The following is a 22,508-nucleotide window of genomic DNA, read 5'->3' on the forward strand; positions in this document are numbered from 1 at the left end:
CGGGAAGCCCGGTTTCGGACCTGGCGCCCGAAAAAAGGCGCGGCGGCAGCAGACTCACGACGACTCCGTCCACACCGAGCAACGTTGGCGGGGCTTGCCGACGTCCGGTCGGTCGCTGCGTGATGCCGGCGGGCGTGGGAAGCGCCTGGCGTCACGCACCGATGCAGCCCCAGCCGCAAAGGTTCGTCGCCCAGACGGATTACACCGTGCCCTGACCATCCCCTGGGCCACGGCAAGAGCGAACAGACGCCGGCAGGTCTCCTGGCTCGCGGGTCAAAGTGTGCGGCACGGCCTTCCCAGGCCGGCGATGATCGCCGGGCCCAGTGGCGGCTCCTTCCGCTTGGAAAGAGCGATGTGCCTCACGCTCGCCGCTTACAGTTGCAGGGACAGCCTCGGATTGGGGTGGCAGGCCACCCGCACCGCGTTCCCTATTAAGCCCCTTGCGGGGCACCGGCGCGATTCTCGTCCGGCCCGCTCGCGCGCGCCGAATGGCGGCGCCCTATAGGCTTGCCTCGGTCTGTGCAACCGATCGCTGGTTTCGGTCTCGATGATCGGGTCCCGGCTTGACGAAGCCCCGGTCGGTCGGCGACGAGACGGCGATGACCATCGATCTGCTCCCGACCACCCAAGGCATGATCCACTTGCCCGGCGGCGCCTTCGCCATGGGTTCCGACCGCTTCTATCCCGAAGAGGCGCCGGTGCGACGTGTGCGCGTAGATCCGTTCTGGATCGACGAGACGCCCGTCACCAATGCCCAGTTCGCGGAATTCGTCGCGGCGACGGGATACGTCACACTGGCCGAGACCGCTCCCGATCCCAAGGACTATCCGGGCATGGATCCGGCGCTGGCGCAGCCGGGCTCGGCCGTCTTCGAGATGACCGACCGTCCGGTCGACACCGGCGTGCCGAGCTGGTGGCATTTCCGCTTCGGCGCGAGCTGGCGCGCGCCGACCGGCCCTGGCAGCTCGATCGAAGGGATCGAGGACCACCCCGTGGTCCACGTCGCCCATGCCGATGCCGAGGCCTATGCGACCTGGGCGGGCAAGGTGCTGCCGACCGAGGCCGAGTGGGAATTCGCCGCACGCGGCGGGCTCGACGGCGTGGACTACGCCTGGGGTGACGAACTGGCGCCCCAGGGTGCGATGCTGGCGAATTACTGGCAGGGGCTGTTCCCTTTCGCCAACCAGTTGACCGACGGCTGGCTGCGCACCTCGCCGGTGCGCACATATCCGGCCAACGGTTACGGTCTCTACGACATGATCGCCAACGTCTGGGAATGGACCGCCGACTGGTACGCCCAGCCCAAGGTCGAGCGGAAGGCGAAGGGATCGTGCTGTGTTCCCGCCAATCCGCGCGGCGGCACCCGCGGCGGCTCGATCGTCAAGCACGATGCTGCCAGGATGCCGCGCAAGGTGCTCAAGGGCGGATCGCATCTCTGCGCCGAGAACTACTGCCAGCGCTACCGCCCGGCGGCGCGCTATGCCCAGCCGGTCGACACCACGACCGGCCATGTCGGCTTCCGCTGCATCGTGCGCGGCTGACGCGGAAAGTCCGCTCGATCGGGTCCTCGCCTAGCGGACTATCGGCTTGGCCGCGACGAGCGTCCCGAGGATGCGGCAGGGGACCGTGCCCTCGTTCTGCCAGGCATGGACGACCCCGCGATCGACGAGAATGTCGCCGGGGCGGAGGACCGTCTTGCCGGTTTCGGTCACGAGCGTGATCTCGCCCGACAGGACGGCGAGATAGTCGATCGTCGCGGTCGCGTGCATTTCCGTGCCGCCACCCGGCGGAATATCGACCCAGATGCAGTTCGTGCCCGTTTCGGGGAAGTCAAACTGATCATTGCCGGCATCGGCGTTGCCGTCGTTGTCGGCCGGGCAATCGGGGGCCGACCAAATGACGCTCGGCGCCGGGCCGTCGATGATAACTGTCGAGCGCCCGTCGGCATCCAGTCCGGTGACGACGCGACGGGGTGGTTGCATTGCGGGCAAGGGCCAATCCTCTTTGTCGGAAGACGAGGATTTTCAGCAGCTAGGAGAATTCCGGCAAGAGCCGATTCCACCGAAGCGGTTCAGTCCGATTGAAACGTTGAGCCCCAGGCGTTGAGCGCGGCGATCGCAGGCTCCAGCGAGGCGCCCTTATCCGTCAGCGCATAGACCTGAACCTTGGTTTGGGCGCTCAAACGGTCGCGCACCACCAGTCCCGCCTCGATCATTTCCTCCAGGCGCTGGGTGAGGATCTTGGCGCTGACTATCGGCATCGCCGCGCGCAAGTCCGCGAAGCGCCGTGGTCCAGCGATGAGGCACGCGACGATCCGTAGCAACCAGCGCCGCTCGATCAGCGCGAAGGCGTCTTTCGCGCCGTCCTTCTGCGGTTCCTTCACATATTCGATCCCGGACTGGCAAAGGCGGCAAGCCCCCTGCGGACATCCGGCCGGGTCACGACGGTTTCGAACCAGGATCGCAGTCGCGGGAGGCTTGGCCAGTCGAGCCGGTCGGCGCTCGCGCGGATGACCGTCACCGCCGCGATGTCGACCAGCGAGAAGGCATCGCCGGCCATATATCCGTCATCGAGGAACCGTTCCGACGCGACGATCGCCTCGATCGATCGCTGGGCCAGATGATCGGCGCCCTCAGCCTTGACCCGATGCTTCAGAAAGAAGGCATTGCCGTTGGGGGCGATGACATCGGTGACGAAATAGAAGAACCGCTCGAGGGCAATCGAACGCGCGGGGCCGGCTTCCACCGGCAACAGGGCGCCCGGTTGCAGATCGCACAGATGGAACAGGATCGCGTTCGACTGGGTCAGCGTGAGCGGCGCTTCGGGCTGCGATCGATCGACGAGCACGGGAACGCGTCCGTCGGGATTGATCGCCAGAAACGCCGGACTGCGATGTTCCGCGCGGCGAAGATCGACCGGCACCGCCGCATAGGGCAGGCCGAGCACCTCGAGCGCGACCGACACGCGCAGGCAATTCCCGGTCTCGGCGCCGAGCAATTCGAACCGTCGATCCGTCGCCTCAGGCATCGATCGCTTCCCGATAGCGCGGCGCGACCTGGCGGCGCGCGAGTTGCGCGTGCAGTTCGAGGCGCTTCGTCTGCATCGCGTCCCAGTCCGCGGTGTCGTGGAGCGGCGGGATCGTCACGGCTTCCTTGCGGTCGAGCCCGACCAGAGCGGCATCGACGAGATCCTCGGCATCCATCACCCATTCGGGCGGCAGCATCGTGACATCGTTGCCCGACCGTTCCCAGAACTCGGTATGCGTCGGGCCGGGCAGCACCGACTGGATATGAACGCCGCGCTCGGCCGCGTCCTTGAGCAGTCCCTGGCCGAGCGAGAGCAGGTAGGACTTGGTCGCCGCATAGGCGCTGTCGAGGATCTCGGGCGCGACCGCGAGGATCGAGGATATGTTGACCACGCTGCCGCCGCCGTGCTCGCCGAAGGCGTGGATCGCGGCGCGGGTCAGCAGGGTGGGCGCGGTGATGTTGAGCGCGATCATCCGCGTCAGTTCTTCGGGGGCGGCGCTGAGCAGCGTGCCGTGCAGCGCCATGCCGGCGTTGTTGACCAGCAAGGTCAGCCGCGGCTCGCGAGTGATCCGGTCGGCCAGCGCATCGACGGCAACGGGATCGACCAGATCGGCGGCGAGCACTTCGACCGTGCGGCCGGTCTCGCCGTGAAGCTTCGCGGCCAGGGCTTCGAGCCGCACCTTGTCGCGGGCGACGAGGATCAGATCGTAACCGCGCCGGGCCAGGCGGTCGGCATAGATCGCGCCGATGCCCGAGGACGCGCCGGTGACGAGGGCGATGCCTTTTGAGGTCTGTGTCATGTCAGGTTTCCTGGGGGAGGGAGTAGGGGATCAGTTCGAGAGGCGCACTTTCGCGGTCACCGACAGGCCCGGCCGCAGTGCGTTGAGCCCGGGCTGGCCGGGATCGAGCCGGATGCGGACGGGCACGCGCTGGACGATCTTGGTGAAATTGCCGGTGCCCGGCTCGAAGGGCAGCAGCGCGAAGGTGGAGCCCGAGCCGGGGGCGAAGCTTTCGACCCGGCCCTTCAGCGGCTCGCCGCCGAGCGCGTCGACGTCGATCGTGACCGGCTGGCCGGCGCGCATGTCGCGCGTCTGCGTCTCCTTGAAGTTCGCGGTGACGTAGAGCGCGTGGAGTGGCACCAGGGTCAGCAGGCGCGAACCGGGCTGGACATAGTCGCCGACTCTCGCCTGGCGGTTGCCGACCGTGCCGGCGATGGGCGCGCGGATCAGCGAATTGCGCTGATCCTGGCGGGCGAGATCGAGCGCGGCGGCGGCGCGCTGGCGCGCGGCCTCGGCCTGCTGGACCGCGGCGACGAGGCCGGGGCGCCGGGCCGAAGTGACGTCGGCCTGCTCGCGCGCGACGGCGAGCTGCGCCTGGGCGCGGGCCGCGCCCTGCTGCGCGCCGACCGCGGCGGTGCGATAGCTCTCCGCGTCGCGCCGGGCGATCGCGCCGGTGGCGACCAGCGCATCGAAGCGGCGGCTGTCGGCATTGGCGTGGTCGGCCTCGGCCGATGACGAGCGGATCGCGGTGCGCGTCGCCGCGATCTGCGCCAGGGTCAGGCGTTCCTCGGCGCCCTGGCTGACCAGCGCGGCGCGCGCGGCGGCAAGGTTTGCTTCGGCATCGGCGAGGTCGGCGCTGGCCGAGGCGAGCTTGGCGTCGAATTCCTCGGCGTCGATGCGCACCAGCGGGTCGCCCGCACGCACCGTCTGATTGTCGCGCACCAGCACTTCGGAGACGAGTCCGCGCACTTTGGGGGCGACCGAAGTGGTATCGGCGGCGAGATAGGCGTCGTCGGTGCTCTCGGCCGAGGGCCGTGCGAGGATCCACAGCGCGCCGCCGAGCGCCACGGCGCCGGCCAGCGCCGACACCAGCAACGTGCGCGACCGCTTGCGGCCGCGCGGAGCCTCCCCGGCGGCAGTCGTCGTATCGACCTCGCCCGCTTCGGGCTGATCCCGCCGCAATTCGATCACGCGATCCTCGGCTTCGGCTGTCTGCATCACGCGAACTCCCTGATGGCTTGCCAACATGATGTACGTCATATATATGATGATCATCATTTGTCTAGAGGGATCTGCGAAAGGGCCATGACGACCGTCTTCAGCCGCCTTGGCAATCTGGGTCAGGACTGGTCGGCGGACCCCGCCGCGATGCCCGACAAGCGCAAGTTCCTGATCTTCGGGGTCATGGCCTTCGGCCAGTTCATGGCGCTGTTCGACATCCAGATCGTCTCGGCCTCGCTCAGCGACGTGCAGGCGGGCCTGGCTGCCGGGCCCGATGAGGTGTCCTGGGTGCAGACCGCCTACCTGATGGCCGAGCTGGTGATGATCCCGCTCTCGGCCTATCTCGCGCGGGCGATGTCGACGCGCTGGCTGTTCGTGCTGTCGGCTGGCTTCTTCACCCTGTCGAGCCTGCTCTGCGGCCTGGCCTGGTCGATCGAATCGATGATCGCCTTCCGCGCCATGCAGGGCTTCACCGGCGGCGCGATGGTGCCGCTGGTCTTCGCCGTGGGCTTCACCATCTTCTCGGGCAAGCAGCGCGCGATGATCCCGGCGATCCTGGGCACCGTGGCGGTGATCGCCCCTGCTCTCGGCCCGACGGTCGGCGGCATGATCACCCAGGTGCTCGACTGGCGCTGGCTGTTCTTCGTCAACCTGGTGCCCGGCGTGCTGGTGACGGTGGCGTCGATCTTCATCCTGCGGCTGGATCGGGCCGAACCGTCGATGTTCGGCAAGATTGACTGGAGCCACTTCGTCGCCATGGCGGTGTTCCTCGGCGGGCTTGAATATGTGCTCGAGGAAGGCCCGCGCAACGACTGGTTCGGCGATCCGGCGATCGCGGTGGGCGCTTGGCTGTCGTTCGTCGGCTTCGTGCTGTTCCTCGAACGCGCGTTCTTCTCGCCCAATCCGGTGGTCAGCCTGAAGCCGCTGCGCAAGCCGATCTTCGCTTTCGCCTGCGTGTTCAACCTGGTGATCGGCTTCGGGCTCTATTCGTCGATCTACCTCGTGCCGGTCTACCTGGCGCGGGTGCGCGGTTACGACTCCTTGCAGATCGGCACCACGGTCTTCGTCGTCGGCATCGCGCAGCTGGGCAGCACGGCGATCGCTGCGGCGCTGAGCCAGCGGATCGACATGCGCTGGATGATCACCGCGGGCCTGGCGCTGTTTGCCTGGAGCCTGTGGCTGAGTTCCGAGATGACCAGCCAATGGGGCTTCTGGGAGCTGTTCTTCCCGCTTGCCGTTCGCGGCTTTGCGCTGATGCTCTGCATCGTGCCTTCGGTGAACATGGCGCTGTCGGCCTTCCCGCCGCAGGAGCTGGGCGCGGCTTCGGCGCTGTTCAACCTGATGCGCAACCTGGGCGGCGCGATCGGCATCGCCACGGTCAACACCTGGCTGCAGGACTATACGCGGATCGCCGCCGCGCGCTTCGGCGAGGCGCTGGGCCACAGCGCCAACTCGGCCGGCGAGACGATCGCCGCGCTGACCGCCAAGATCCAGGGCGCCGCGCCCGATCCCACCGCCGCCGCCACCGCCGCGCGCGGCCTGTTCGCGCAGGTCGTCGGGCGCGAGGCGCTGACCATGGCCTTCGACGACGTGTTCCGGCTGATGGCCTGGGTGTTCCTGGCCGCGCTGGTGCTCGTGCCGTTCTGCCGTCCTGCCCCCGGCGCCCAGACGCCGCCCCCCGAAGCCGCCGCCCACTGAGGATGAAGCCGATGCGTATCCCGTTCGCCCTCCTGCTCGCCACCAGCCTTTCGGCCTGCGCCGTCGGCCCCGAATATGTGCGGCCGCAAGTCGCGCTGACCCCCGCCTATGCGACGCCTGCGCAGGTCGCCGCGCCCGATGCGCAGTGGTGGCGCCGCTTCGACGATCCGCTGCTCGATCGCGTGGTGGAGCGGGTGCTGGCCCAGAACCTCGACATCGCCGCGGCAGGCGCGCGGATCGCGCAGGCGCGCGCCGTCGCGCGCGGGGCCGGCGCGGCGCTACTGCCCACGGGCGAGGTCGGCGCCTCGGCCGAGACCGCGAAGCAATCGCTGAACTCGCCGTTCGGCGCTGCCGCGCACGAACTGGGCTTTCCGCGCAGCTACGATCTCTACACGGCCGGCGCGCAGGCCTCGTGGGAAGTCGACCTGTTCGGCGGTCTCACCCGTCAACAGCAAGCCGCGCGTGCCGATGCCGCGGGCGCGACCGCCGATGCGGCGGCGGTGCGGCTCAGCGTCGTGGCCGAGGCGGTCGATGCCTATCTCCAGCTGCGCGGGCTCCAGGCGCGGCTGGCCGTGGCCGAACGCCAGCGCGATACCGAACATGCGCTGGTCGGGCTGATCCGCCAGCGCGTCGACCAGGGCGTCTCGGCCGAGCGCGAACTGCAGCGCGCCTTGGGCGAGGAGGAAGGGGTTTCCGCCTCGCTGCCGCCGCTACGCGCGGCGATCGCCGGGCAGATGAACCGGCTCGACATGCTGATGGGCGCGCAGGCCGGCACCTGGCGTGCCGAACTGGCGACGGCGGGCGCGATCCCGCTCGGCCCCGATCCCAGCGGCAGCTCCAATCCCGCCGAGCTGATGCGCCGCCGGCCCGACGTGGTCGCGGCCGAGCGCCGGCTGGTTGCGGCCAATGCGCGGATCGGCGCGGCGATGGCCGAATATTACCCGCACCTCTCGCTCAGCGGCGTGCTGAACGTCGTCAGCCTGGGCACGAGTTCGCTGTTCACCGGCAATTCGGTCCAGGCGAGCGCCGGGGCGGGGCTGCGCTGGCGGCTGTTCGACTTCGGCCGGATCGACGCTGAAGTCGCGCAGTCGAAAGGCAGGGAGGCCGAGGCGCTGGCGCTCTATCGTTCATCGATCCTTCATGCCACCGAGGACGTCGAGAACGCCTTCGTCCGGCTGGGCGAGGGGCGGACCGAGGTGGCGACGCTCGAACGCCAGGTCGCGGCGCTGCGACTGGCCCGCACGCAGACGCAATCGGCCTATGAAAGCGGGGTGGTTGCCTTGCTCGACGTGTTGGATGCAGACAGGGCCTTGCTGGAAGCATCGGATCGGCTCGAACAGGCGCGCGCGCAGCAAGCGCGGGCCTCGGTCGCGGCGATCCGCGCGCTCGGCGGCGGTTACGAGGAGGCGTGAGCCATGGCAGACAAGAGTGCACACAAGGCCAGGACCCGCGCGCGCATCCTCGACGAAGCGGCCAGCGCGATCCGCACGGGCGGCGCGCAGGGCATTTCGGTGGCCGACCTGATGAAGCGCGCGGGGCTGACGCACGGCGGCTTCTACGCGCATTTCGGCTCGCGCGACGATCTGGTGGCCCACGCGATCGATCGGATGTTCGTCGACAGCGCGGCAATGCTCGACCGCCATCTAGGCGTCGATGCCGGCGCAGAGGGGCTGGCCGGGTTGATCGATTACTATCTGTCGGAACGCGCCTACCGCGCGGTCGACAAGGGCTGTCCGCTGCCGGGCCTGCTCGGCGAAGCCGCGCGCATGCCCCCGGCCGCGCGCGAGCGTTTCGAGGCGGGCGTGCGCGCTTTCCGCGATCGGATCGAGCAGGTGCTCGCAAAGCTGGGTCGGGCCGATAGCGCCGCGCTGGCCAGCTCGATCCAGGCCGAGCTGGTTGGCGCGATGACCTTGGCGCGGTCGATCTCCGACGAAACGACAGCCCTGGCCTATCTCGCGGCCTCGCGCGAACGGCTCAAGGAACGCGTGACCTGAGAAGGGCCTCGAAAGCCGACTGAGAAACTAGCTCAGCAACGGCGGCGGTATCGCCGGCACACCGAGATTTTCGCGCAGGGTGCGCCCTTCGTATTCGGTCCGGACGAGGCCGCGCCGGCGGAGTTCGGGGACCACGCGTTCGGTTACGTCGTCGAACGAGATCGGGTTGACCGCCGGCATGAAGTTGAAACCGTCGCAGGCGCCGTGCTCGAACCAATGCTGCAATTGATCGGCGACCTCGCTGACCGGCCCGATCAGCGCCAGGTGGGCGTTGGATCCCGACGAGCGGATCAGCACTTCGCGCAAGGTCAGCCCTTCGCGCTTCGCCGCCTCGACGTGGTTCTTGCCGCGGCTGACCACCGACTCAGCGGGCACTTCGGGGAAGGGCGCATCGAGATCGTAGCCGCTGAGGTCGAAGCCCTTGAGCGCGAGCTCGAGCGAGGCGCGAGCGGCCTCCAGGTCGATCAACCCCTGCAGTTCGCCCCATTTGTCGTCGGCTTCCTGCTGGCTCTCACCCACGACGACGACGGCACCGGGCATGATCTTGACGTGATCGGGGCTGCGTCCCCAGGCCTCGGCGCGCGCGCGGATGTCGTCGCGGAAGGCCTTGGCTTCGTCGAAGGTCGACTGCGCGGTGAAGATCGCCTCGGCCACGCGCGAGGCCATTGCGCGTCCATCGGGCGACTGACCCGCCTGGATCATGAGCGGCCGTCCTTGCGGCGAGGGCACGCCCTTGAGCGGCCCGCGGACGCGATAGTACTTGCCCTCGTGATTGATCATGCGGATCTTCTCGAGGTCCTTGTATATCCCGCGCTCCTTGTCGCGCGGGTAAGCGCCGGGCTCGATGCTGCTCCAGAGCTTGAGCACGACGTCGACGAATTCCTCGCCGCGGGCATAGCGCTCGTCGAGCGGGGGGAAGGTCTGATCGGCATATTGTGCGGCGTCGTCGGGCGAGATGCCGGTGACGATGTTCCAGCCCGCGCGTCCGCCGCTTATGACGTCGAGCGACAGGACTTCGCGCGCGGCGTCGTAAGGCGGGCGATAGGAGGTGGCGATCGTGCCCGCGAGGCCGAGATGCGTGGTGCGGGCGGAGATTGCCGCGAGCAGAGTCATCGGTTCGAGATTGTCGCCCGCCGCCAGATAGCGGAACACCTCGGGGTTCTCGGCATTGCTCGGCGAAGCCGTGTCGGCGACGAACATCATGTCGAACTTCGCGGCTTCCAGCTTGTGCGCGAGCTTGATCCATTCGCCGATGTCGGCCGCATGCGTGCTGGCAGGATGGCGCCAGCCGGCCTGATGGTAGCTGCCACCGCAGAAAGCACCGAGTTTCATCTGCCGTGGGCTCGCCATGTCTTCGTCATCCTGTGAGAATTGAAAGTCGTGAAACTTGGTGTGTGAGCCTTCGGGGCGAACGGCCATTGCCGCCCGCCCCGAAGGCTCGAGGTTCTATCGCGATCCGATCGCGAAGCGGCCCGTGATGCCGATCTCGCGCGGCGCCGTCATCGAGATTACGCGATAGGCGCTGACCGGAGGAACCCCGCCCGCAACCGACGAACCGCTGGTCGAGGTCGTGGCGTTGCGCGTGAGCACCCGGTCGGTGTCGAGCAGGTTCTTGGCGAAGACGCCGACTTCCCAGCTGCCGTCGGGCGCGCGCAGGCCGGCGTAGAGATTGATCAGCGCATAGGACTTCACGTCGTCGAAGGCGTTCGTCGGATCGTTCAGCGAACTGCCGTAGATGTTGGCCAGCGCGCGGACATAGCCGTCGAGCGAGGGACCCAGCGAAGCGGTGTATTCGGACTGCAGCGTCGCGACGAAAGGCGCGCTGGTGCCGGCGCGGAGGTTGGAGACGTTGCAGGTCGCGATCTGTTCGCCGCCGGTGGCCGCCAGCAACTGCGCCGGTGTCGGCACCACGCCGCCGTACTTGTTGCAGGGGATCGTTGCGTTGCTGATCGTGCCCTTCGAATAGGCGGCCGTGCCCGACAGATCCCAGTTGGGCAGGATCTTGAAGCCGATCTCGGCTTCGACGCCGTCGACCTTGGCCGGGACCCCGACGGCGAGCGTGGTGATCGTGCCCACGCCCTGCACGCCGCCGGTGTTGGTCAGGTAGAAGATGTTCGGCGCGGCATATCCGAAATTGTCGAAGGTCTGGTGGAAGACGTCGGCGTTGAGGCGCAGGCGCCCGTCGAACCAGGTCGACTTGAAGCCGAGTTCGTAGGACTTCGACTTTTCCGGCTCGGGGAACAGGAAGGCGGCGAGAGTGCCGGTGATGTTCGATTGGCCACGGGTCTGGATCGCGTTGCTGGCCGAACCCGGGCGCCAGGACGTGCCGAAGTTGGCATAGACCATCAGGTCGCGCGTGAAGTTGTGCTTGGCTGAGGCCGAGAAGATCGTCGCATGCAGCGTGCGGTCTTCGTTGGCGGCCGCGACCGCGACGCCATTGGTCAGCAGGCCGCCGAACGAGCGATAGCGGATGCGGCGGATACCGCCCGAGATTTCGGTATCCTCGCCCAGATGTGCGGTGAGGTTGGCGAAGAACGATCGCTCGCGCGAGCCGCCCGTGCGTAGCACGGCGGTGCGGTTGAACAGCAGCGGATTGGCGGTGCTGCCGGCGAAGACCGGGGTCTGGACATCAAGCGAGGTTGGATTGTCGAGCTTGTTCCACAAGGCGCCGATCACGTAGTCGAAGATCCCGGCGACACGTTCGTCGGACGACAACCGCACTTCGTGGTTGGTCTGCTTGCCGTTGACGTCGCTGACCTGTGCCGCGCCCAGGAAGTTTGCCGGCGCCGTAGAAGGCAGGGCGGCGCCGAGGTCGTTCGGGGCAAAGGCGAAATACTTCTGGATGTTGTGCGAGCCGACGTAGTCGAGCTTCTGGCCGAGGAAGCGGTATTGCCCCGACCAGTTGAACACCTGGAAGTCCTGGCGGAAGCGGTTGGCTACGCGGAGCACGGCCTGGCGATCCTCGGGCCGGATCAGGATCGGGCTGGGCGCCAAGGCCGGGTTGGCGAGATTGCCCGATTCCACCTGCAGGAAATCGCTGACCTTGCGCAGCGTGTGCGTATAGGAACCGTTGAGCGTCAGGTTCTCGATCGGATCGAAGCGGACTGAGGCGCGAATGCCCCGGGTGCGGCGCGTCGGCTTGAGGCTATTGTTGATCGAGCGAACGCGGTTGTCGTCGTTCTCGTCGATCACGCCCGCGACGCGCACGGCCAGCATGTCGCGGATGACAGGCACGTTCAGCGCCGCCTGGAGGTTGGTGTCGCCCCAGGTGTTGAGCGTACCGGTCATGCTCGCGCCCGCCTCGCCCAGGTCGGGCTTGCGCGACATCACGGTGATCGAGCCCGACGGTGAGGCGCGACCGCGCAGCGTGCCCTGCGGCCCGCGCAGCACTTCGATCTGGCTGACGTCGAACATCGACTGGAACAGCAGGCCGGCCGAGATCGGCGCCTCATTGAAATAGAATTCGATCGTGCCGTTGTTGCCGCTGGCGTTCACGTCATAGGCGATGCCACGCAGGGTCGCGCGGTTGCCGATGCCGTTGGTGTCGGACGCCAGGGTCAGACCGGGGACCAGCGACTGGACGTCGCGGAACTCGCGGATGTTCAGCTTGCCGAGATCCTGCGCGGTCACGGCTTGGACGACCAGCGGCACGTCCTGGCGATCCTCGTCGCGGCGGCGGGCGGTGACGACGATGCCGTCTTCGGCCAGACTCGCCGATTGATCGGCATCCTTCGCCGGCAGATCCTGCGCCCAGGCCGGGCCGGCCAGCGCGACGAGGCTGATGCTCGCGAGCGCGAGCTTACGCAATTTCCTCATGTCATTCTCCCGTGTCGTTATCGGTTCGGTTATGCGGTGATCGTCTCGGCGCCCCATTTCGCCAGCGTCAGCCGGTCGAGCTTGCCGCTGCCCAGCCGCGGGAGATCGCCGACGAAGACGATCTCGCGGGGCAGCTTGAAGTGGGCGAGGCGCGGTTTCAGCCAGTCGCGCAGGTCCTCGGCGCAGACGGCCAGATCGCTGCGGCAGACGACGTAGATGCGTACCGCCTCGACCTTGCGCGGATCGGCGACGCCGACCGCGGCGCAATGGGTGATCGCGGCATGTTCGGTGACGACGCGCTCGACTTCCTCGAGGCTGACGTTCTCGCCGCCGACCTTGGCCATCAGCTTGATGCGCCCGCGGTAGGTGACGAAGCCTTGTTCATCGACCGAGACCAGGTCCTGGCTGTGCACCCAGCCTTCGGCATCGACTGTCTTCGCCGTCTCCTCGGGCTTGTTCCAGTAGCCGAGCATCGTGTTGCCGCGGATCCAGGCCTCGCCGATCTGGTCGGGGCCCAGGTCCTCGCCGGTGGCCGGATCGATCACGCGGACCTCGTTGCCGTCGAGCGGACGGCCGCCGGTGGTCTTCTGCTTGTCGGCCGGATCGCGCGGGCTGGTGATCGCGGCGGGGCCGTAGGTTTCGGTCAGGCCGTAAGGCGAAAAGGCGAAGTCGGCGTTTGGCTGGACGATCCGGGCGATGTCGTTGTGGACGTGGGCCAGGCGAATCGACGGGAAACTAAGACCGCGTGCGTGGGCTTCTTCGACGACTTCCTTTCCGAGCACGCTGACGAAGATCGTCGGCCGCTCCTCTTCGATCAGCCGGATCGCCAGGTCGACGCCGAAGGCCTCGGTGAAGACCAGGGTACCGCCCTGGGGCAGCATCGACATCAGGCCGTAGATCGAGCCGCCGGCATGGAACAGCGGCATCATGCTGAAATAGACGTCGTCGCGGCGCATGCCGGTGCGGCGCGCGTGAAGGATGCCGTTGGCGATAAAGCCGCCTTGCTGGAGCATCACGCCTTTGGGAAAGCCCGTGCTGCCCGACGTGTACTTGATCATGATGACGTCTTCGGGCGTCGCCTGCACGGCCATGCGATCGGCCCGGTCGAGCCATTCGCCACCCTTGGCCTCGAGCTCGGTCCAGTCGAAGGCGCCGGGATGGCTGGTGCCTTCGCGCGCGAACATGACGACGTTGCGCAGGTCCGGCGTTTCGGGCGCATAGAGCTTGCCCGGCGTGGTCGCGCGGCCGAAGGCCGGGGCGATCTCGCTCAGCATGGCCGGCATGTCGAGCTTGCGGAAGCGGTCGAGCATGATCAGGTGCCGCGCGCCCGATTGGGCGATGCAATAGGCGATCTCGGGCGGCTTGAGGAAGGTGTTGATCGGCACGACGGCGGCGCCGAGGCGGACCGCGGCGAAGCACGAGATCACCCATTCGAGCCGATTGGTCATCCACAGCACCACGCGGTCGCCGCGCTCGACGCCGATCGAGGCGAGACCCGCCGAGAAGGCGCGAACCCGGTCGAGCAGTTCGCCATAGGTCAGGCGCTGGACCATGCCCTCGTCATCGGCGGCGACCAGCGCGGTGCGTGTCGGATCGAGTGCCGTGGCATCGCTGATCGCTTGCCAGAGCGTGCGCGAGCGTGCCTCGGCGAGCGCCTGGCGTGCGGTTTCGTCGGGTTTGATCCAGGCGATCGGCGATCGCGGTTCGGCGGTGGCGGTCATCGTGAAATCTCCGGGGATGCGAGCCGGAAGGCGGGCACGACGGCGTTCGCGGCTGGCAGCCAGTGCGGCACCAGACGGGCGTCGATCGCGGCCGCTTCGGGCATGGCGTCGATCAGGACCGAGACAAGCCGCACGCCGGGGGCGTCGGCAAACTCGACGAGCACGGGAATCCGCTGTCTTGCCGGCTCATCGTCGCCGGCGCTGCGGACGGGCAGGATCGTGAACGAATAGATCCGCGGCTCGCCTGCGGGCACCCAGTCGACGGGCTGGGCATGGCACGAGGGGCAGAACGGCCCGGCCGGCCAGCGGAAGGTGCCGCAGGTGGTGCAGCGCGGGAAGGTCAGACGATGCTCGGCCGTGCCTTGCCAGAAGGGTTCGCTCCACGTGTCCATCGGCACTTCGAGCGCGGTGAAATCGGGGGTGATGCTGGGGCCGGTCATCGTTCGCTGCTCAGGATTGCGCCGGTCATCGGCACGGGGGCGGGGCCGCCGGTGATCAGCGCCGTGGTCGCGCCGGCGACCTGGTTGACCGCCGTCCCGCGCAATTGCTCGACCGCCTCGCGGACGTGGGTGACGCCGACGACATAGGCTTCGGACAGGTGCCCGCCGTGCGGGTTGACCGGGATGGTGCCGCCCGCGCGGATCGCGCCGCTCTCGACGAAGGCGCCGCCTTCGCCGCGCGGGCAGAAGCCGTAGTCCTCGAGTTGCATGATCACGAGCGGCGAGAAATGATCGTAGAGCAGGGCCACGTCGATGTCCTGCGGCCCCAGGCCGGCGCGCGCGTAGAGCCGCTGCGCGACGGCTTCGGCCCCGGCGCTGACGAAAGCGTCGTCGGTCTGGTTGAGCCAGAAGAAGGCGCGGCCCCAGGCGGGATCGGCGACCTGGGCGACGGCCTTGATCCAGACCGGCCGGTGCGGGCGATCGGCCGCGCGATCGACGGCATTGACCACGAAAGCCAGCGCGCCGTCGGTCTCGAGGCAGAAGTCGAACTTGCACAGCGGATCGGCCAGCATCGGCGCCGCCATGTATTCGTCGAGGCTCAGCGGCTTGCGCCGGAACGCGGTCTCGCGCGTCGCCGCCGCGGCGCGACTGGCCATGACCACTTCGGCGAAGGCCTCGCGCCGGGTGCCGTAGCGATGCATGTGCCGCCGCGCCGACAGGGCCAGCGCCTGTCCCGGCCCGCCGAGACCGGCGATGCGGTGGAACACGTTGTCGGGCGTCGCCGCGAAATTGCCCAACGCCTGGCCGACACGGCGCCCGACCTGCTGGGTCGCGCCGATGCAGACGACGTTCTTCGCGCGCCCGGTTTCCACGCCCATCGCGGCAAGGTCGAACATGCCGGCCATGCCGCTGCCGAAGCCCGAGACGCAGTGCGCGAAGACCACGTTCTTCAGGCCGAGTTGCTCGATCAGCAGGCCGGTGTCGAAGCCGAAGGCGAAGAAGACCAGGCCGTCGATGTCGTTGAGACCGATACCGGCGTCCGCGGCCGCGGCGTGCACCGCCTTGCCGATCAGTTCGTAGATCGTCTGCGGCGCGGATTCGCCGCGGAAGTAATAGGGCGTCGAGCCCGAGCCCACGATCGCCGCAGTCGCTTTCGCTGTCATGATCGTCTCCCGCGCAGCCGGCTCAGGCGGCCGCGAGGAATTCGGGACGGTTCAGGCGGAACAGGCGCGCGGCGTTGCCCCCGACGATGTCCGCCTTGTCCTGCTCGCTGATGTCGATGCCGTCGAACAGATGGGCGATCACCTCGCGCGAGCGCGGGAAGGTGCCTTCGTGATGCGGATAGTCGGCGCCCCAGAGCAGCGCCTTGGTTCCCGTCACCGAACGCGACATGATGCAGGCGCGGTCGGTCTGGAACGAGCAGGCGGCCTGGCGGGCGATGATCTCGCTGGGCAGCAGCGAGAGCTTGGGCCGGACGAACATGTCGTGCGCCAGGTAGACCTCGTCCATGCGCTCGGCGAGGGCGGCCAGCCAGGAGGCACCGCCTTCGATCACGCAGACCTTGGCGCCGGGGAAGCGATCGAGCAGTCCGCCCGCGACCATGGCGCCGATCGTGATCATGCCGTCGGTCGCCTGGACCATGTAGTTCATCACCGCGCCGCCGGCGCCGCGGAACGAGCGTACGTCGGTGCGGCCGGTGCCGGTGTGGAGCGCGAAGACGATGCCGAGGCGCTGGGCCGCATCGAACACCGGATCCCAGGCCTCGCGGGTATATTCGGGCAGGCCCGAGCCCTTGTCGATCAGGCTCGGGATCATCGCCGAGGTGAAGCCGAGCGCGGCGATGCGCTCCATTTCCGCCACGGTGTTGCGGAAGTCGCGCACCGGCAGGATGCCGCAGCGCACGAAGGTGTCGGTATGATCCTTGAGCAGGCCGTGCAGCCAGTCGTTGTAGACCTGCGCCGTCGCCAGTTCGGCTTCGGCGTTCTCGATCATGTAGGCGGTGAGGCCCAGGCTGGGGAACACGATCTCGGCATCGACACCGTCGAGCGCCATGTCCTGGAGCCGGAATTCGACCTCGCGATTGCCGCGGCGGTCGGGGCGGCCGAACGGCTCGCCGTCGGGGCCTAGCCGCGGCGTGCGGTCGAGCGGGGTCTTGCTCAGCACCTTGTCGCCGGCCAGCGAGACGATGAATTCGTCCTGCATCTCGGAGCGTAGACCGAACGGCCGCAGCGACGGCGGCAGACCCTCGCTGAACAGGTTCGACGGTTCGACGAAATGCCCATCGGCGCTGAACACGAATGCCATGGTCGTCCCTCTCCGAGCGCGACCGGTCGTGCCGATCCGCTTGTTCTGATGTTCGATTGTGGAAGCGATGCCCGCACGATACGGCGGCGGCTTTCCCTTGAGATGCGGCTTAGGCAGCGACCGGGGTTCGGAATAGCCGCAATTCGAAGATACCCCTTATCGGTTCATCCGATGGGCTTCGTTTCGGCCAGATCACCGCGCTCGAGCAGGAAGGCATCGAACGCGCGCGCGAGGCGCCCGCGCCAGATCGCCTTGGGCCGCGCGAGGCTGAGCGAGCGCGTATAGGTGAAATCGCCGACGTCGAGCTGGCAGAGCCGGCCGTTGTCGAGATCGAACTGGACGATCGCGCGCGACAGGCAGCCGATGCCGCCGCCGGCGATGACCGCATGGCGTACGGCCCAGTTGCTGGTGGATTCGAAGGCGACCGGCAATTGGCCGAGCTGTTCGTGCAGCATGTAGCGCAGCCGCGCCGTATTCGACGAGAACTGCTCGCGCGTGCACCACTTGTGGCCGGCGAGATCGGCGATCCGCAGGTCCGATCGTCCCGCCAGCGGATGATCGGGGGCGACGACGAGGATCAGCTCGTCGGTCCGCCACTTGGTCAGTTCGATCCCTTCCATGTCCGGGAAAATCTCGATCAGCGCGGTCTCGAGCTCGAAGCGCTGGAGCCGCTCGAACAGGTCGCCCACCGATTCCGCCTGAACCATGATGCGGACGTCGGGGTGGAGTTCCATGAATTCGATGCAGAGCCGCGGCAGCACGGTTTCGGCGATCATCGCGGTCGAGCCGACGACAAGGCGGCCGCTCAGCGGCGCTTCGGACGAAGACACCTCGATCTCGTTGACCTCGCCCAGGACCGAACGGACCAGCGGCTGCAGCCGCTTGCCCTCGTCGGTGATCTGCAGGGGCCGGCCTTTGACATGGGCGAACAGCGAGCGTCCGAGAATGATCTGCAGATCGGTGAGCGCGCTGCTCGCGGCGCTCTGGCTCATGTTGAGCTTGGTCGCCGCACGCGTCACGCTGCCCAGCGTCGCGACCGCATCGAACACCAGGAGCTGACGGAGCGTGACTTTCATAGCGGGTCTCCCTTCTGCGCAAGGCGCTTCGCGCAGATCCCACGCTCTCGTCCTAGCCGTTGACTTGAAAACGAACCAATCAATTCATCCGATGGGTTGGCGCGATGCGGACCGGTGTTCCGCCGGGCCGTCGGCATCGGTAGCCTCGCCGACTTTCGCGCTCGCCGCTTTCGGCAGCAGTGCAAAGATCGCGCTGCCGATCGCCACGGCTATGGCGATGAGCGTCAGGAAGAGATCGAAGGAATCGGTCAGTTTCAGCGTCAGGCTGACGATCGCCGCACCGAAGGCCGATGCCGCGAAGACGCCGCAGTAGACGAGGCTGAGCGTGGTGCTGAAAATTCGCAGGTCGAAATGGCGCGCGACGAGGTAGGACTGGAGATCGCCTTCGGCCCCGACGGCGAGGCCGACCAGGAACATCGAAAAGGCGATGACCGGTAGCGCGTCGAGCGAGGTGGCGAGAAGCGCGAAGCCGAGCGCGGGCAGCAGCATCGAGATCACCGCGACGGGCGGCGCGCTGAATCGATCGAGCGCCACGCCGCAAGCGAAGCGTCCGACGATCGTGCCCACGCCGTAGACCGATATCATCGCTGCGACCTGGGTGCTGGCGAGGTGATTGTCGCCCAGCATCAGGCCCATCTGCGACGAGTGTAGCGGGGTCGACAGCGTACACAGGAACATCGCCACGAAGATGATCCAGAAGGGCCGGCTGGTCAGGATCGCGCGGTAGTCTGCCCGGGCCGGTCGCGGTGTGCTTTCGCGTACTTCGGCCGGCTTGGTCGAGGCCGGCAGCAGCCAGATCGCCAGCAGGCTGCACGCCAGCACGAACAGCGCCAGCGCGCGATAGCCGGCGCGCCAGCCCCAGGCTTCGATCACCTGGGTCAGAACCGGCGCCGCGATCGCACCGAACAGCGCCGGCGCGATCGTCACCACGGTCAGGGCCAGCCCGCGTGCTTCCTTGAAATCGGCCGCGATGATCCGCGTGTAGACCACGGGGCTGGTGAACGAGCCGAGCACGAGGATCGCGGTCGAGATGGCGAAGTAGACCGCGAAGCTGCCGGTCATCAGGCTATAGGCGACGAGGCAGCCGGGAATGCCGAGCGCGCCGACCAGCGCGGTTCGCGCCACGCCGAACCGATCGGTCAGGCGGCCGATGAACGGCAGCGCCACCAGCGAGAACAGCATCGACAGGCCGATCAGCGCATATTGCGCGCGCGACCAGGCGAATTGCTTGACCAGGAACGGCGCGAAGACGGTGGTGGTATAGCTCATCAGCATGAGCCCGGCGCCCGATCCCAGGCTGGCCGCGACAAGCGATCGGACATTGCGGCGCAGTTCGCCCTTGTAGCTCATCGACGATCCCTCCCAAGATGCGACCCATCGCTAGAGCATCGAGCGGTGAAGGGAGTCATGTCTTTTTCCGATAGGGGGCATCTGGATTTCGGGCGTATCGCTGGCGCCCATCCGAACTAGGCATCGGTCAAAACGGATTGGAGAGAATGCGCGATGGATACAGCGATGCCGAAGGCCGCGGTATGACGACCCCGGTTCCTTCGAACGACGACGTCTTCGCGCATTTTCACGACGTCCACGTCGATCGCGACAATCTCGAGCACTATCGCGCGCTGATGACGGGACGACTGGTGATCAACCGCTGCGACGATTGCGGGCACTGGATCTACCCGCATCGCCCGCTCTGTCCGGCCTGCCTGTCGTGGTCGGTGTCACCCCGGGAGGTCGGCGGCGAGGGGCGGGTCTATATGTACACGCTGCTCCACCAATCGCGCGATCCCAACAAGCCGCTGACCGAACCGATGGGGCTCGCGGCGATCGAATTGGCCGAGCAGGCGGGCTTGCGCTACCTGTCGCGCGTGGTCGGCTGTGCCGGCGAAGCCCTGTTCCATGGCATGCCGGTCCGGCTGACCTGGACGACCGAGGCGGACGGGCGCCGCTGGCCGGCCTTTGCGCCGGTAGGGGAGGGCTGAGCATGGCGCGCAACCCCCTCAAGCACCACGTCGCCATCGTCGGCGTCGGCTCGGCCGGCTATGGTCGCGATCTCGAACGGACCGCGCTGTCGCTGGGACTCGAAGCTGCGGTCAAGGCGATCGACGACGCCGGGATCGATCGGCAGGAGATCGACGGCATCTGCGGCACCGGCATGACGCCGCTGGCCATGGGCGGTGCGGGCTTCCTCAGCCTCCAGGGCGCGCTCGGCATCGAACGCTGCACCTGGGCCAAGAACGGCTGGCTCGGATCGGCGCTGGTCTTTGCGGTCGAGGCGGTGTTCGCCGGACTCTGCGATACGGCGCTGGTCGTGCAGTCCTACCTGCGCGAGCCCGGCATGTCGCGGGCCGCCGCACGCGATCCCTTCCGCCGGCGCGCCCAGGCCTATGCCGACGTCGGCGGCGACGTCGGGCTGGGCGACATGGCCAAGCGCTGGATCCACTCGGGCGAACCCTATGCCGCGATCATGCGGCGCTACATGCACGACTTCGGCGTGGACAACGAAGCCTTCGGCCTGATGGCGGTCAACAACCGCAGCCACGCGCTGACCAATCCCGACGCCGTCCTGCGCAGCCCTTTGACGCTCGACGACTATCGCGCCTCGCGCTTGATCTGGGAGCCGATGGTCATGGCCGACATGGACCTGCCGGTCGATTGCGCCGAGGCTTTCGTCGTCACCACGGCCGAGCGCGCGCGCGATCTTCGGGGGGACCCCGTCTATGTCCACGCGATGTCGCTCGGCGGGACACGGATCGGCGAATATTACGAGAACTGGGCCGGCTGGCACGATAACGCCTTCACCGCCTGCCTCGACGGCCTGCGCGCGCGCAGCGAGATCTGGACCGACGATCTCGACCTGTTCTATCCCTACGACGGCTATACGATCGATGCGATCGCGATCACCGAAGCCGCCGGTTTCTGCGAACTCGGCGGATCGCGCGACCTGTTCCGATCGTCCTGGGATCAACGGGACCAGATCCTGCGGCTCAACGGCCGGACGCTGGTCACGCCCAACGGCGGCGGCCTCGCCATGGGCCGGGCCGGGGGCTCGAACCTCTATGCCGATGCGGTGCGCCAGCTTCGCGGCGACGCCGGCGCCAACCAGATGGCGGGCGCGGACACGGCGATGGTCGGCATCGGCAGCTTCTTCCACGATCCCGCGGCCATGGTCCTGGTGTCTTCGCGCCAGGTCTGAGCGCGGCGATGCGGTGTTTCAGTCTCGCCGGGCGAAAACCTTGCGGACAGCGACGACGCTGTTGCCGAAGCAACTCCCGATCAGCAGATCGGCGCCCGCCTGCACGGCGACCGTCGCAGCGTTGAGCGGGGTGCCGGCGAAGGCGAACAGACGCTCGGCCGTCATCGTATCGGTGCGGATCGCATAGACTTCGGACGCGGCCGGGCAAGGCTTTTCGGGGTGCTGGAAGCAGGCCATCGGCTTCGGACCGGCGGCGACCCCGGCGACCAGCAGACGGCCGTCCGCAGTCCAGGAGGCATTGTCCGGGTTAGGCACGGCAACGCTGGCCACGACCCTGCCCTGGGCGAGATCGAGCTTGCGCACGTCGCCGCCCTTGCTGGCCGTGTTGATGTAGGCATAGCGCCCGGCGGCATCGACCTGGACGCCGTTGGGCATCGGCGCTTCGCTGCCGGGCTGGCGGCCGATGCCGGCACCCGGCGCCCAGCGCCAGAGGAAGCCCGTGTTCTCGCCGCGCGCGGCTTTCAACCCGGCGTCGCGCGTCTCGGCATTGCCGCCCATGTGCATGGTAGTCACGAGAAAGGCGCCGCCCGGCAGCGCCGCGACGTCGTTGAGATGGCTCGAGGCCGGCGCGACCACACAGCCGCGCCAGCGCAGCGACCATTGTCCGGCGCGGCCGGTCAGCTCGAAGAATTCGACCGACTCGCGCCCGCCATGATTGACCGCCAGAAGTTGCCAGGCGCCATCCCGTCGCTTCGACAGATGGAGGCCGTGCGGTAGCAGGCGCGCGCCGATCTCTTCGGTGCAGGTGGGATCGCCCCAGGAGGCGCGCCCCGGCCGGGCCGAACGCGCGGGATAGAGCGCGGCGACCGTGCCGGTGCGAAGGTTCACCAGCTTCAGGACGCCCGGCTGCGGCTCGAGACCGCTGGGCCCCATCTTCAGATGCATGTCGCTGGCGATCACGCTGGCGGTCCCCGGCACGGGCTCGAGATCCTCGGGAAACGGCACGCCGCAGTAAGGAACGAGATCGCCGTTCGCCTGGCATTCGGCATCCGCAGCTCGGAGCTGATGCTCCTGCCCGACCGCAGGTGGCGTCCCGAGACCTGCCAGGATTGCCAGCGCGCAGGTTTGCGCGATCGATCGCCTTGTCGCCATATGTCTCTCCCTTGTCGGGAGCGGTCGATACCAGCCCCTGCCGACCGCGCCTCATGGCGATTGACGAAGACACCCATCGTTTTAG

General features: G+C 67.8%; 20 protein-coding genes and 1 riboswitch. Of the genes, 6 read left to right on the top strand and 14 right to left on the bottom strand.

All coding sequences use genetic code 11. The features are described 5' to 3' along the window. Positions 1-233: 233 nt before the first annotated feature. Positions 234-470: riboswitch (cobalamin riboswitch) on the bottom strand. A 162-nt stretch (positions 471-632) separates the two neighbouring features. Next, the gene (locus OLX23_RS19130; RefSeq protein WP_264446786.1) at positions 633-1,541 is read left to right on the top strand and encodes a formylglycine-generating enzyme family protein; all 909 of its coding nucleotides are present in this window, start codon (positions 633-635) and stop codon (positions 1,539-1,541) included. A 30-nt stretch (positions 1,542-1,571) separates the two neighbouring features. Here OLX23_RS19130 and OLX23_RS19135 read toward each other — a convergent pair whose 3' ends face one another. The 5 genes from OLX23_RS19135 to OLX23_RS19155 all read right to left on the bottom strand — a co-directional run bounded on the left by OLX23_RS19135 (position 1,572) and on the right by OLX23_RS19155 (position 5,023). Further along, on the bottom strand, positions 1,572-1,982 hold the full coding sequence (locus OLX23_RS19135) for a cupin domain-containing protein (protein WP_264446644.1): 411 nt from the start codon (positions 1,980-1,982) through the stop codon (positions 1,572-1,574). Positions 1,983-2,071: 89 nt separating this feature from the next. Then, positions 2,072-2,383 carry a winged helix-turn-helix transcriptional regulator gene (locus tag OLX23_RS19140; RefSeq protein ID WP_264446645.1) on the bottom strand — a complete coding sequence of 104 codons (312 nt, stop codon included), beginning with the start codon at positions 2,381-2,383 and terminating at the stop codon, positions 2,072-2,074. Next, on the bottom strand, positions 2,380-3,027 hold the full coding sequence (locus tag OLX23_RS19145) for a glutathione S-transferase family protein (RefSeq protein ID WP_264446646.1): 648 nt from the start codon (positions 3,025-3,027) through the stop codon (positions 2,380-2,382). The genes OLX23_RS19140 and OLX23_RS19145 overlap by 4 nt, the downstream gene beginning before the upstream one ends. Next, positions 3,020-3,826, bottom strand: coding sequence for an SDR family NAD(P)-dependent oxidoreductase (locus tag OLX23_RS19150; RefSeq protein ID WP_264446647.1), 807 nt, complete (start codon positions 3,824-3,826; stop codon positions 3,020-3,022). Before OLX23_RS19150 ends, OLX23_RS19145 begins: the two co-directional genes overlap by 8 nt. A gap of 30 nt (positions 3,827-3,856) precedes the next feature. Further along, positions 3,857-5,023 (bottom strand): HlyD family secretion protein, encoded by a 1,167-nt coding sequence (locus OLX23_RS19155; protein ID WP_264446648.1) that lies wholly within the window; start codon positions 5,021-5,023, stop codon positions 3,857-3,859. An 87-nt stretch (positions 5,024-5,110) separates the two neighbouring features. On the opposite strand from OLX23_RS19155, the gene OLX23_RS19160 reads away from it, so the two are divergent. The 3 genes from OLX23_RS19160 to OLX23_RS19170 are packed head-to-tail and all read left to right on the top strand — an operon-like array spanning position 5,111 to position 8,718. Further along, positions 5,111-6,724, top strand: coding sequence for a DHA2 family efflux MFS transporter permease subunit (locus tag OLX23_RS19160; protein ID WP_264446650.1), 1,614 nt, complete (start codon positions 5,111-5,113; stop codon positions 6,722-6,724). Positions 6,725-6,735: 11 nt separating this feature from the next. Then, complete coding sequence (locus OLX23_RS19165; protein ID WP_264446651.1) at positions 6,736-8,136, top strand: efflux transporter outer membrane subunit; 1,401 nt, start codon at positions 6,736-6,738, stop codon at positions 8,134-8,136. Between the two features lie 3 nt (positions 8,137-8,139). Continuing rightward, on the top strand, positions 8,140-8,718 hold the full coding sequence (locus tag OLX23_RS19170) for a TetR/AcrR family transcriptional regulator (protein ID WP_264446653.1): 579 nt from the start codon (positions 8,140-8,142) through the stop codon (positions 8,716-8,718). Between the two features lie 27 nt (positions 8,719-8,745). Here the strand turns inward: OLX23_RS19170 and OLX23_RS19175 are convergent, their stop codons facing one another. The 8 genes from OLX23_RS19175 to OLX23_RS19210 all read right to left on the bottom strand — a co-directional run bounded on the left by OLX23_RS19175 (position 8,746) and on the right by OLX23_RS19210 (position 19,425). Continuing rightward, a complete protein-coding gene (locus OLX23_RS19175) occupies positions 8,746-10,050 on the bottom strand; it encodes an LLM class flavin-dependent oxidoreductase (protein WP_264446655.1) in 1,305 nt (434 codons plus the stop codon). 114 nt (positions 10,051-10,164) lie between these two features. Beyond that, positions 10,165-12,534 carry a TonB-dependent receptor gene (locus tag OLX23_RS19180; protein ID WP_264446657.1) on the bottom strand — a complete coding sequence of 790 codons (2,370 nt, stop codon included), beginning with the start codon at positions 12,532-12,534 and terminating at the stop codon, positions 10,165-10,167. Between the two features lie 29 nt (positions 12,535-12,563). Next, positions 12,564-14,255, bottom strand: a complete 1,692-nt coding sequence (locus tag OLX23_RS19185) for a class I adenylate-forming enzyme family protein (RefSeq protein ID WP_264446658.1) — start codon at positions 14,253-14,255, stop codon at positions 12,564-12,566. After that, positions 14,252-14,695, bottom strand: coding sequence for a Zn-ribbon domain-containing OB-fold protein (locus tag OLX23_RS19190; protein ID WP_264446659.1), 444 nt, complete (start codon positions 14,693-14,695; stop codon positions 14,252-14,254). The genes OLX23_RS19185 and OLX23_RS19190 overlap by 4 nt, the downstream gene beginning before the upstream one ends. Next, positions 14,692-15,858: a thiolase C-terminal domain-containing protein gene (locus OLX23_RS19195; protein WP_264446661.1), complete on the bottom strand. Its 1,167-nt coding sequence runs from the start codon at positions 15,856-15,858 to the stop codon at positions 14,692-14,694. Before OLX23_RS19195 ends, OLX23_RS19190 begins: the two co-directional genes overlap by 4 nt. Positions 15,859-15,880: 22 nt before the next feature. Continuing rightward, a complete protein-coding gene (locus OLX23_RS19200) occupies positions 15,881-16,999 on the bottom strand; it encodes an amidohydrolase family protein (protein ID WP_264446662.1) in 1,119 nt (372 codons plus the stop codon). Between the two features lie 164 nt (positions 17,000-17,163). Next, positions 17,164-18,075 carry a LysR family transcriptional regulator gene (locus tag OLX23_RS19205; RefSeq protein WP_264446664.1) on the bottom strand — a complete coding sequence of 304 codons (912 nt, stop codon included), beginning with the start codon at positions 18,073-18,075 and terminating at the stop codon, positions 17,164-17,166. An 84-nt stretch (positions 18,076-18,159) separates the two neighbouring features. Beyond that, positions 18,160-19,425 carry an MFS transporter gene (locus OLX23_RS19210; protein ID WP_264446666.1) on the bottom strand — a complete coding sequence of 422 codons (1,266 nt, stop codon included), beginning with the start codon at positions 19,423-19,425 and terminating at the stop codon, positions 18,160-18,162. Between the two features lie 146 nt (positions 19,426-19,571). On the opposite strand from OLX23_RS19210, the gene OLX23_RS19215 reads away from it, so the two are divergent. Both OLX23_RS19215 and OLX23_RS19220 read left to right on the top strand, forming a co-directional pair. Further along, positions 19,572-20,057 (top strand): Zn-ribbon domain-containing OB-fold protein, encoded by a 486-nt coding sequence (locus OLX23_RS19215; RefSeq protein WP_264446667.1) that lies wholly within the window; start codon positions 19,572-19,574, stop codon positions 20,055-20,057. 2 nt (positions 20,058-20,059) lie between these two features. Beyond that, positions 20,060-21,271 carry a thiolase family protein gene (locus tag OLX23_RS19220; RefSeq protein ID WP_264446668.1) on the top strand — a complete coding sequence of 404 codons (1,212 nt, stop codon included), beginning with the start codon at positions 20,060-20,062 and terminating at the stop codon, positions 21,269-21,271. A gap of 18 nt (positions 21,272-21,289) precedes the next feature. Here OLX23_RS19220 and OLX23_RS19225 read toward each other — a convergent pair whose 3' ends face one another. Then, complete coding sequence (locus OLX23_RS19225; protein ID WP_264446669.1) at positions 21,290-22,423, bottom strand: hypothetical protein; 1,134 nt, start codon at positions 22,421-22,423, stop codon at positions 21,290-21,292. Between the last annotated feature and the right edge of the window lie 85 nt (positions 22,424-22,508).

It is taken from the genome of Novosphingobium sp. JCM 18896, assembly GCF_025938095.1.
GTDB lineage: Bacteria > Pseudomonadota > Alphaproteobacteria > Sphingomonadales > Sphingomonadaceae > Novosphingobium.

Coding starts and splice junctions, on each gene's coding strand:
- OLX23_RS19130 (WP_264446786.1), top strand. CDS start 633: ATGATCCACTTGCCCGGCGGCGCCTTCGCCATGGGTTCCGACCGCTTC.
- OLX23_RS19135 (WP_264446644.1), bottom strand. CDS start 1,982: ATGCAACCACCCCGTCGCGTCGTCACCGGACTGGATGCCGACGGGCGC.
- OLX23_RS19145 (WP_264446646.1), bottom strand. CDS start 3,027: ATGCCTGAGGCGACGGATCGACGGTTCGAATTGCTCGGCGCCGAGACC.
- OLX23_RS19150 (WP_264446647.1), bottom strand. CDS start 3,826: ATGACACAGACCTCAAAAGGCATCGCCCTCGTCACCGGCGCGTCCTCG.
- OLX23_RS19155 (WP_264446648.1), bottom strand. CDS start 5,023: ATGCAGACAGCCGAAGCCGAGGATCGCGTGATCGAATTGCGGCGGGAT.
- OLX23_RS19160 (WP_264446650.1), top strand. CDS start 5,111: ATGACGACCGTCTTCAGCCGCCTTGGCAATCTGGGTCAGGACTGGTCG.
- OLX23_RS19165 (WP_264446651.1), top strand. CDS start 6,736: ATGCGTATCCCGTTCGCCCTCCTGCTCGCCACCAGCCTTTCGGCCTGC.
- OLX23_RS19170 (WP_264446653.1), top strand. CDS start 8,140: ATGGCAGACAAGAGTGCACACAAGGCCAGGACCCGCGCGCGCATCCTC.
- OLX23_RS19175 (WP_264446655.1), bottom strand. CDS start 10,050: ATGAAACTCGGTGCTTTCTGCGGTGGCAGCTACCATCAGGCCGGCTGG.
- OLX23_RS19180 (WP_264446657.1), bottom strand. CDS start 12,534: ATGAGGAAATTGCGTAAGCTCGCGCTCGCGAGCATCAGCCTCGTCGCG.
- OLX23_RS19185 (WP_264446658.1), bottom strand. CDS start 14,255: ATGACCGCCACCGCCGAACCGCGATCGCCGATCGCCTGGATCAAACCC.
- OLX23_RS19190 (WP_264446659.1), bottom strand. CDS start 14,695: ATGACCGGCCCCAGCATCACCCCCGATTTCACCGCGCTCGAAGTGCCG.
- OLX23_RS19195 (WP_264446661.1), bottom strand. CDS start 15,858: ATGACAGCGAAAGCGACTGCGGCGATCGTGGGCTCGGGCTCGACGCCC.
- OLX23_RS19200 (WP_264446662.1), bottom strand. CDS start 16,999: ATGGCATTCGTGTTCAGCGCCGATGGGCATTTCGTCGAACCGTCGAAC.
- OLX23_RS19205 (WP_264446664.1), bottom strand. CDS start 18,075: ATGAAAGTCACGCTCCGTCAGCTCCTGGTGTTCGATGCGGTCGCGACG.
- OLX23_RS19210 (WP_264446666.1), bottom strand. CDS start 19,425: ATGAGCTACAAGGGCGAACTGCGCCGCAATGTCCGATCGCTTGTCGCG.
- OLX23_RS19215 (WP_264446667.1), top strand. CDS start 19,572: ATGCGCGATGGATACAGCGATGCCGAAGGCCGCGGTATGACGACCCCG.
- OLX23_RS19220 (WP_264446668.1), top strand. CDS start 20,060: ATGGCGCGCAACCCCCTCAAGCACCACGTCGCCATCGTCGGCGTCGGC.
- OLX23_RS19225 (WP_264446669.1), bottom strand. CDS start 22,423: ATGGCGACAAGGCGATCGATCGCGCAAACCTGCGCGCTGGCAATCCTG.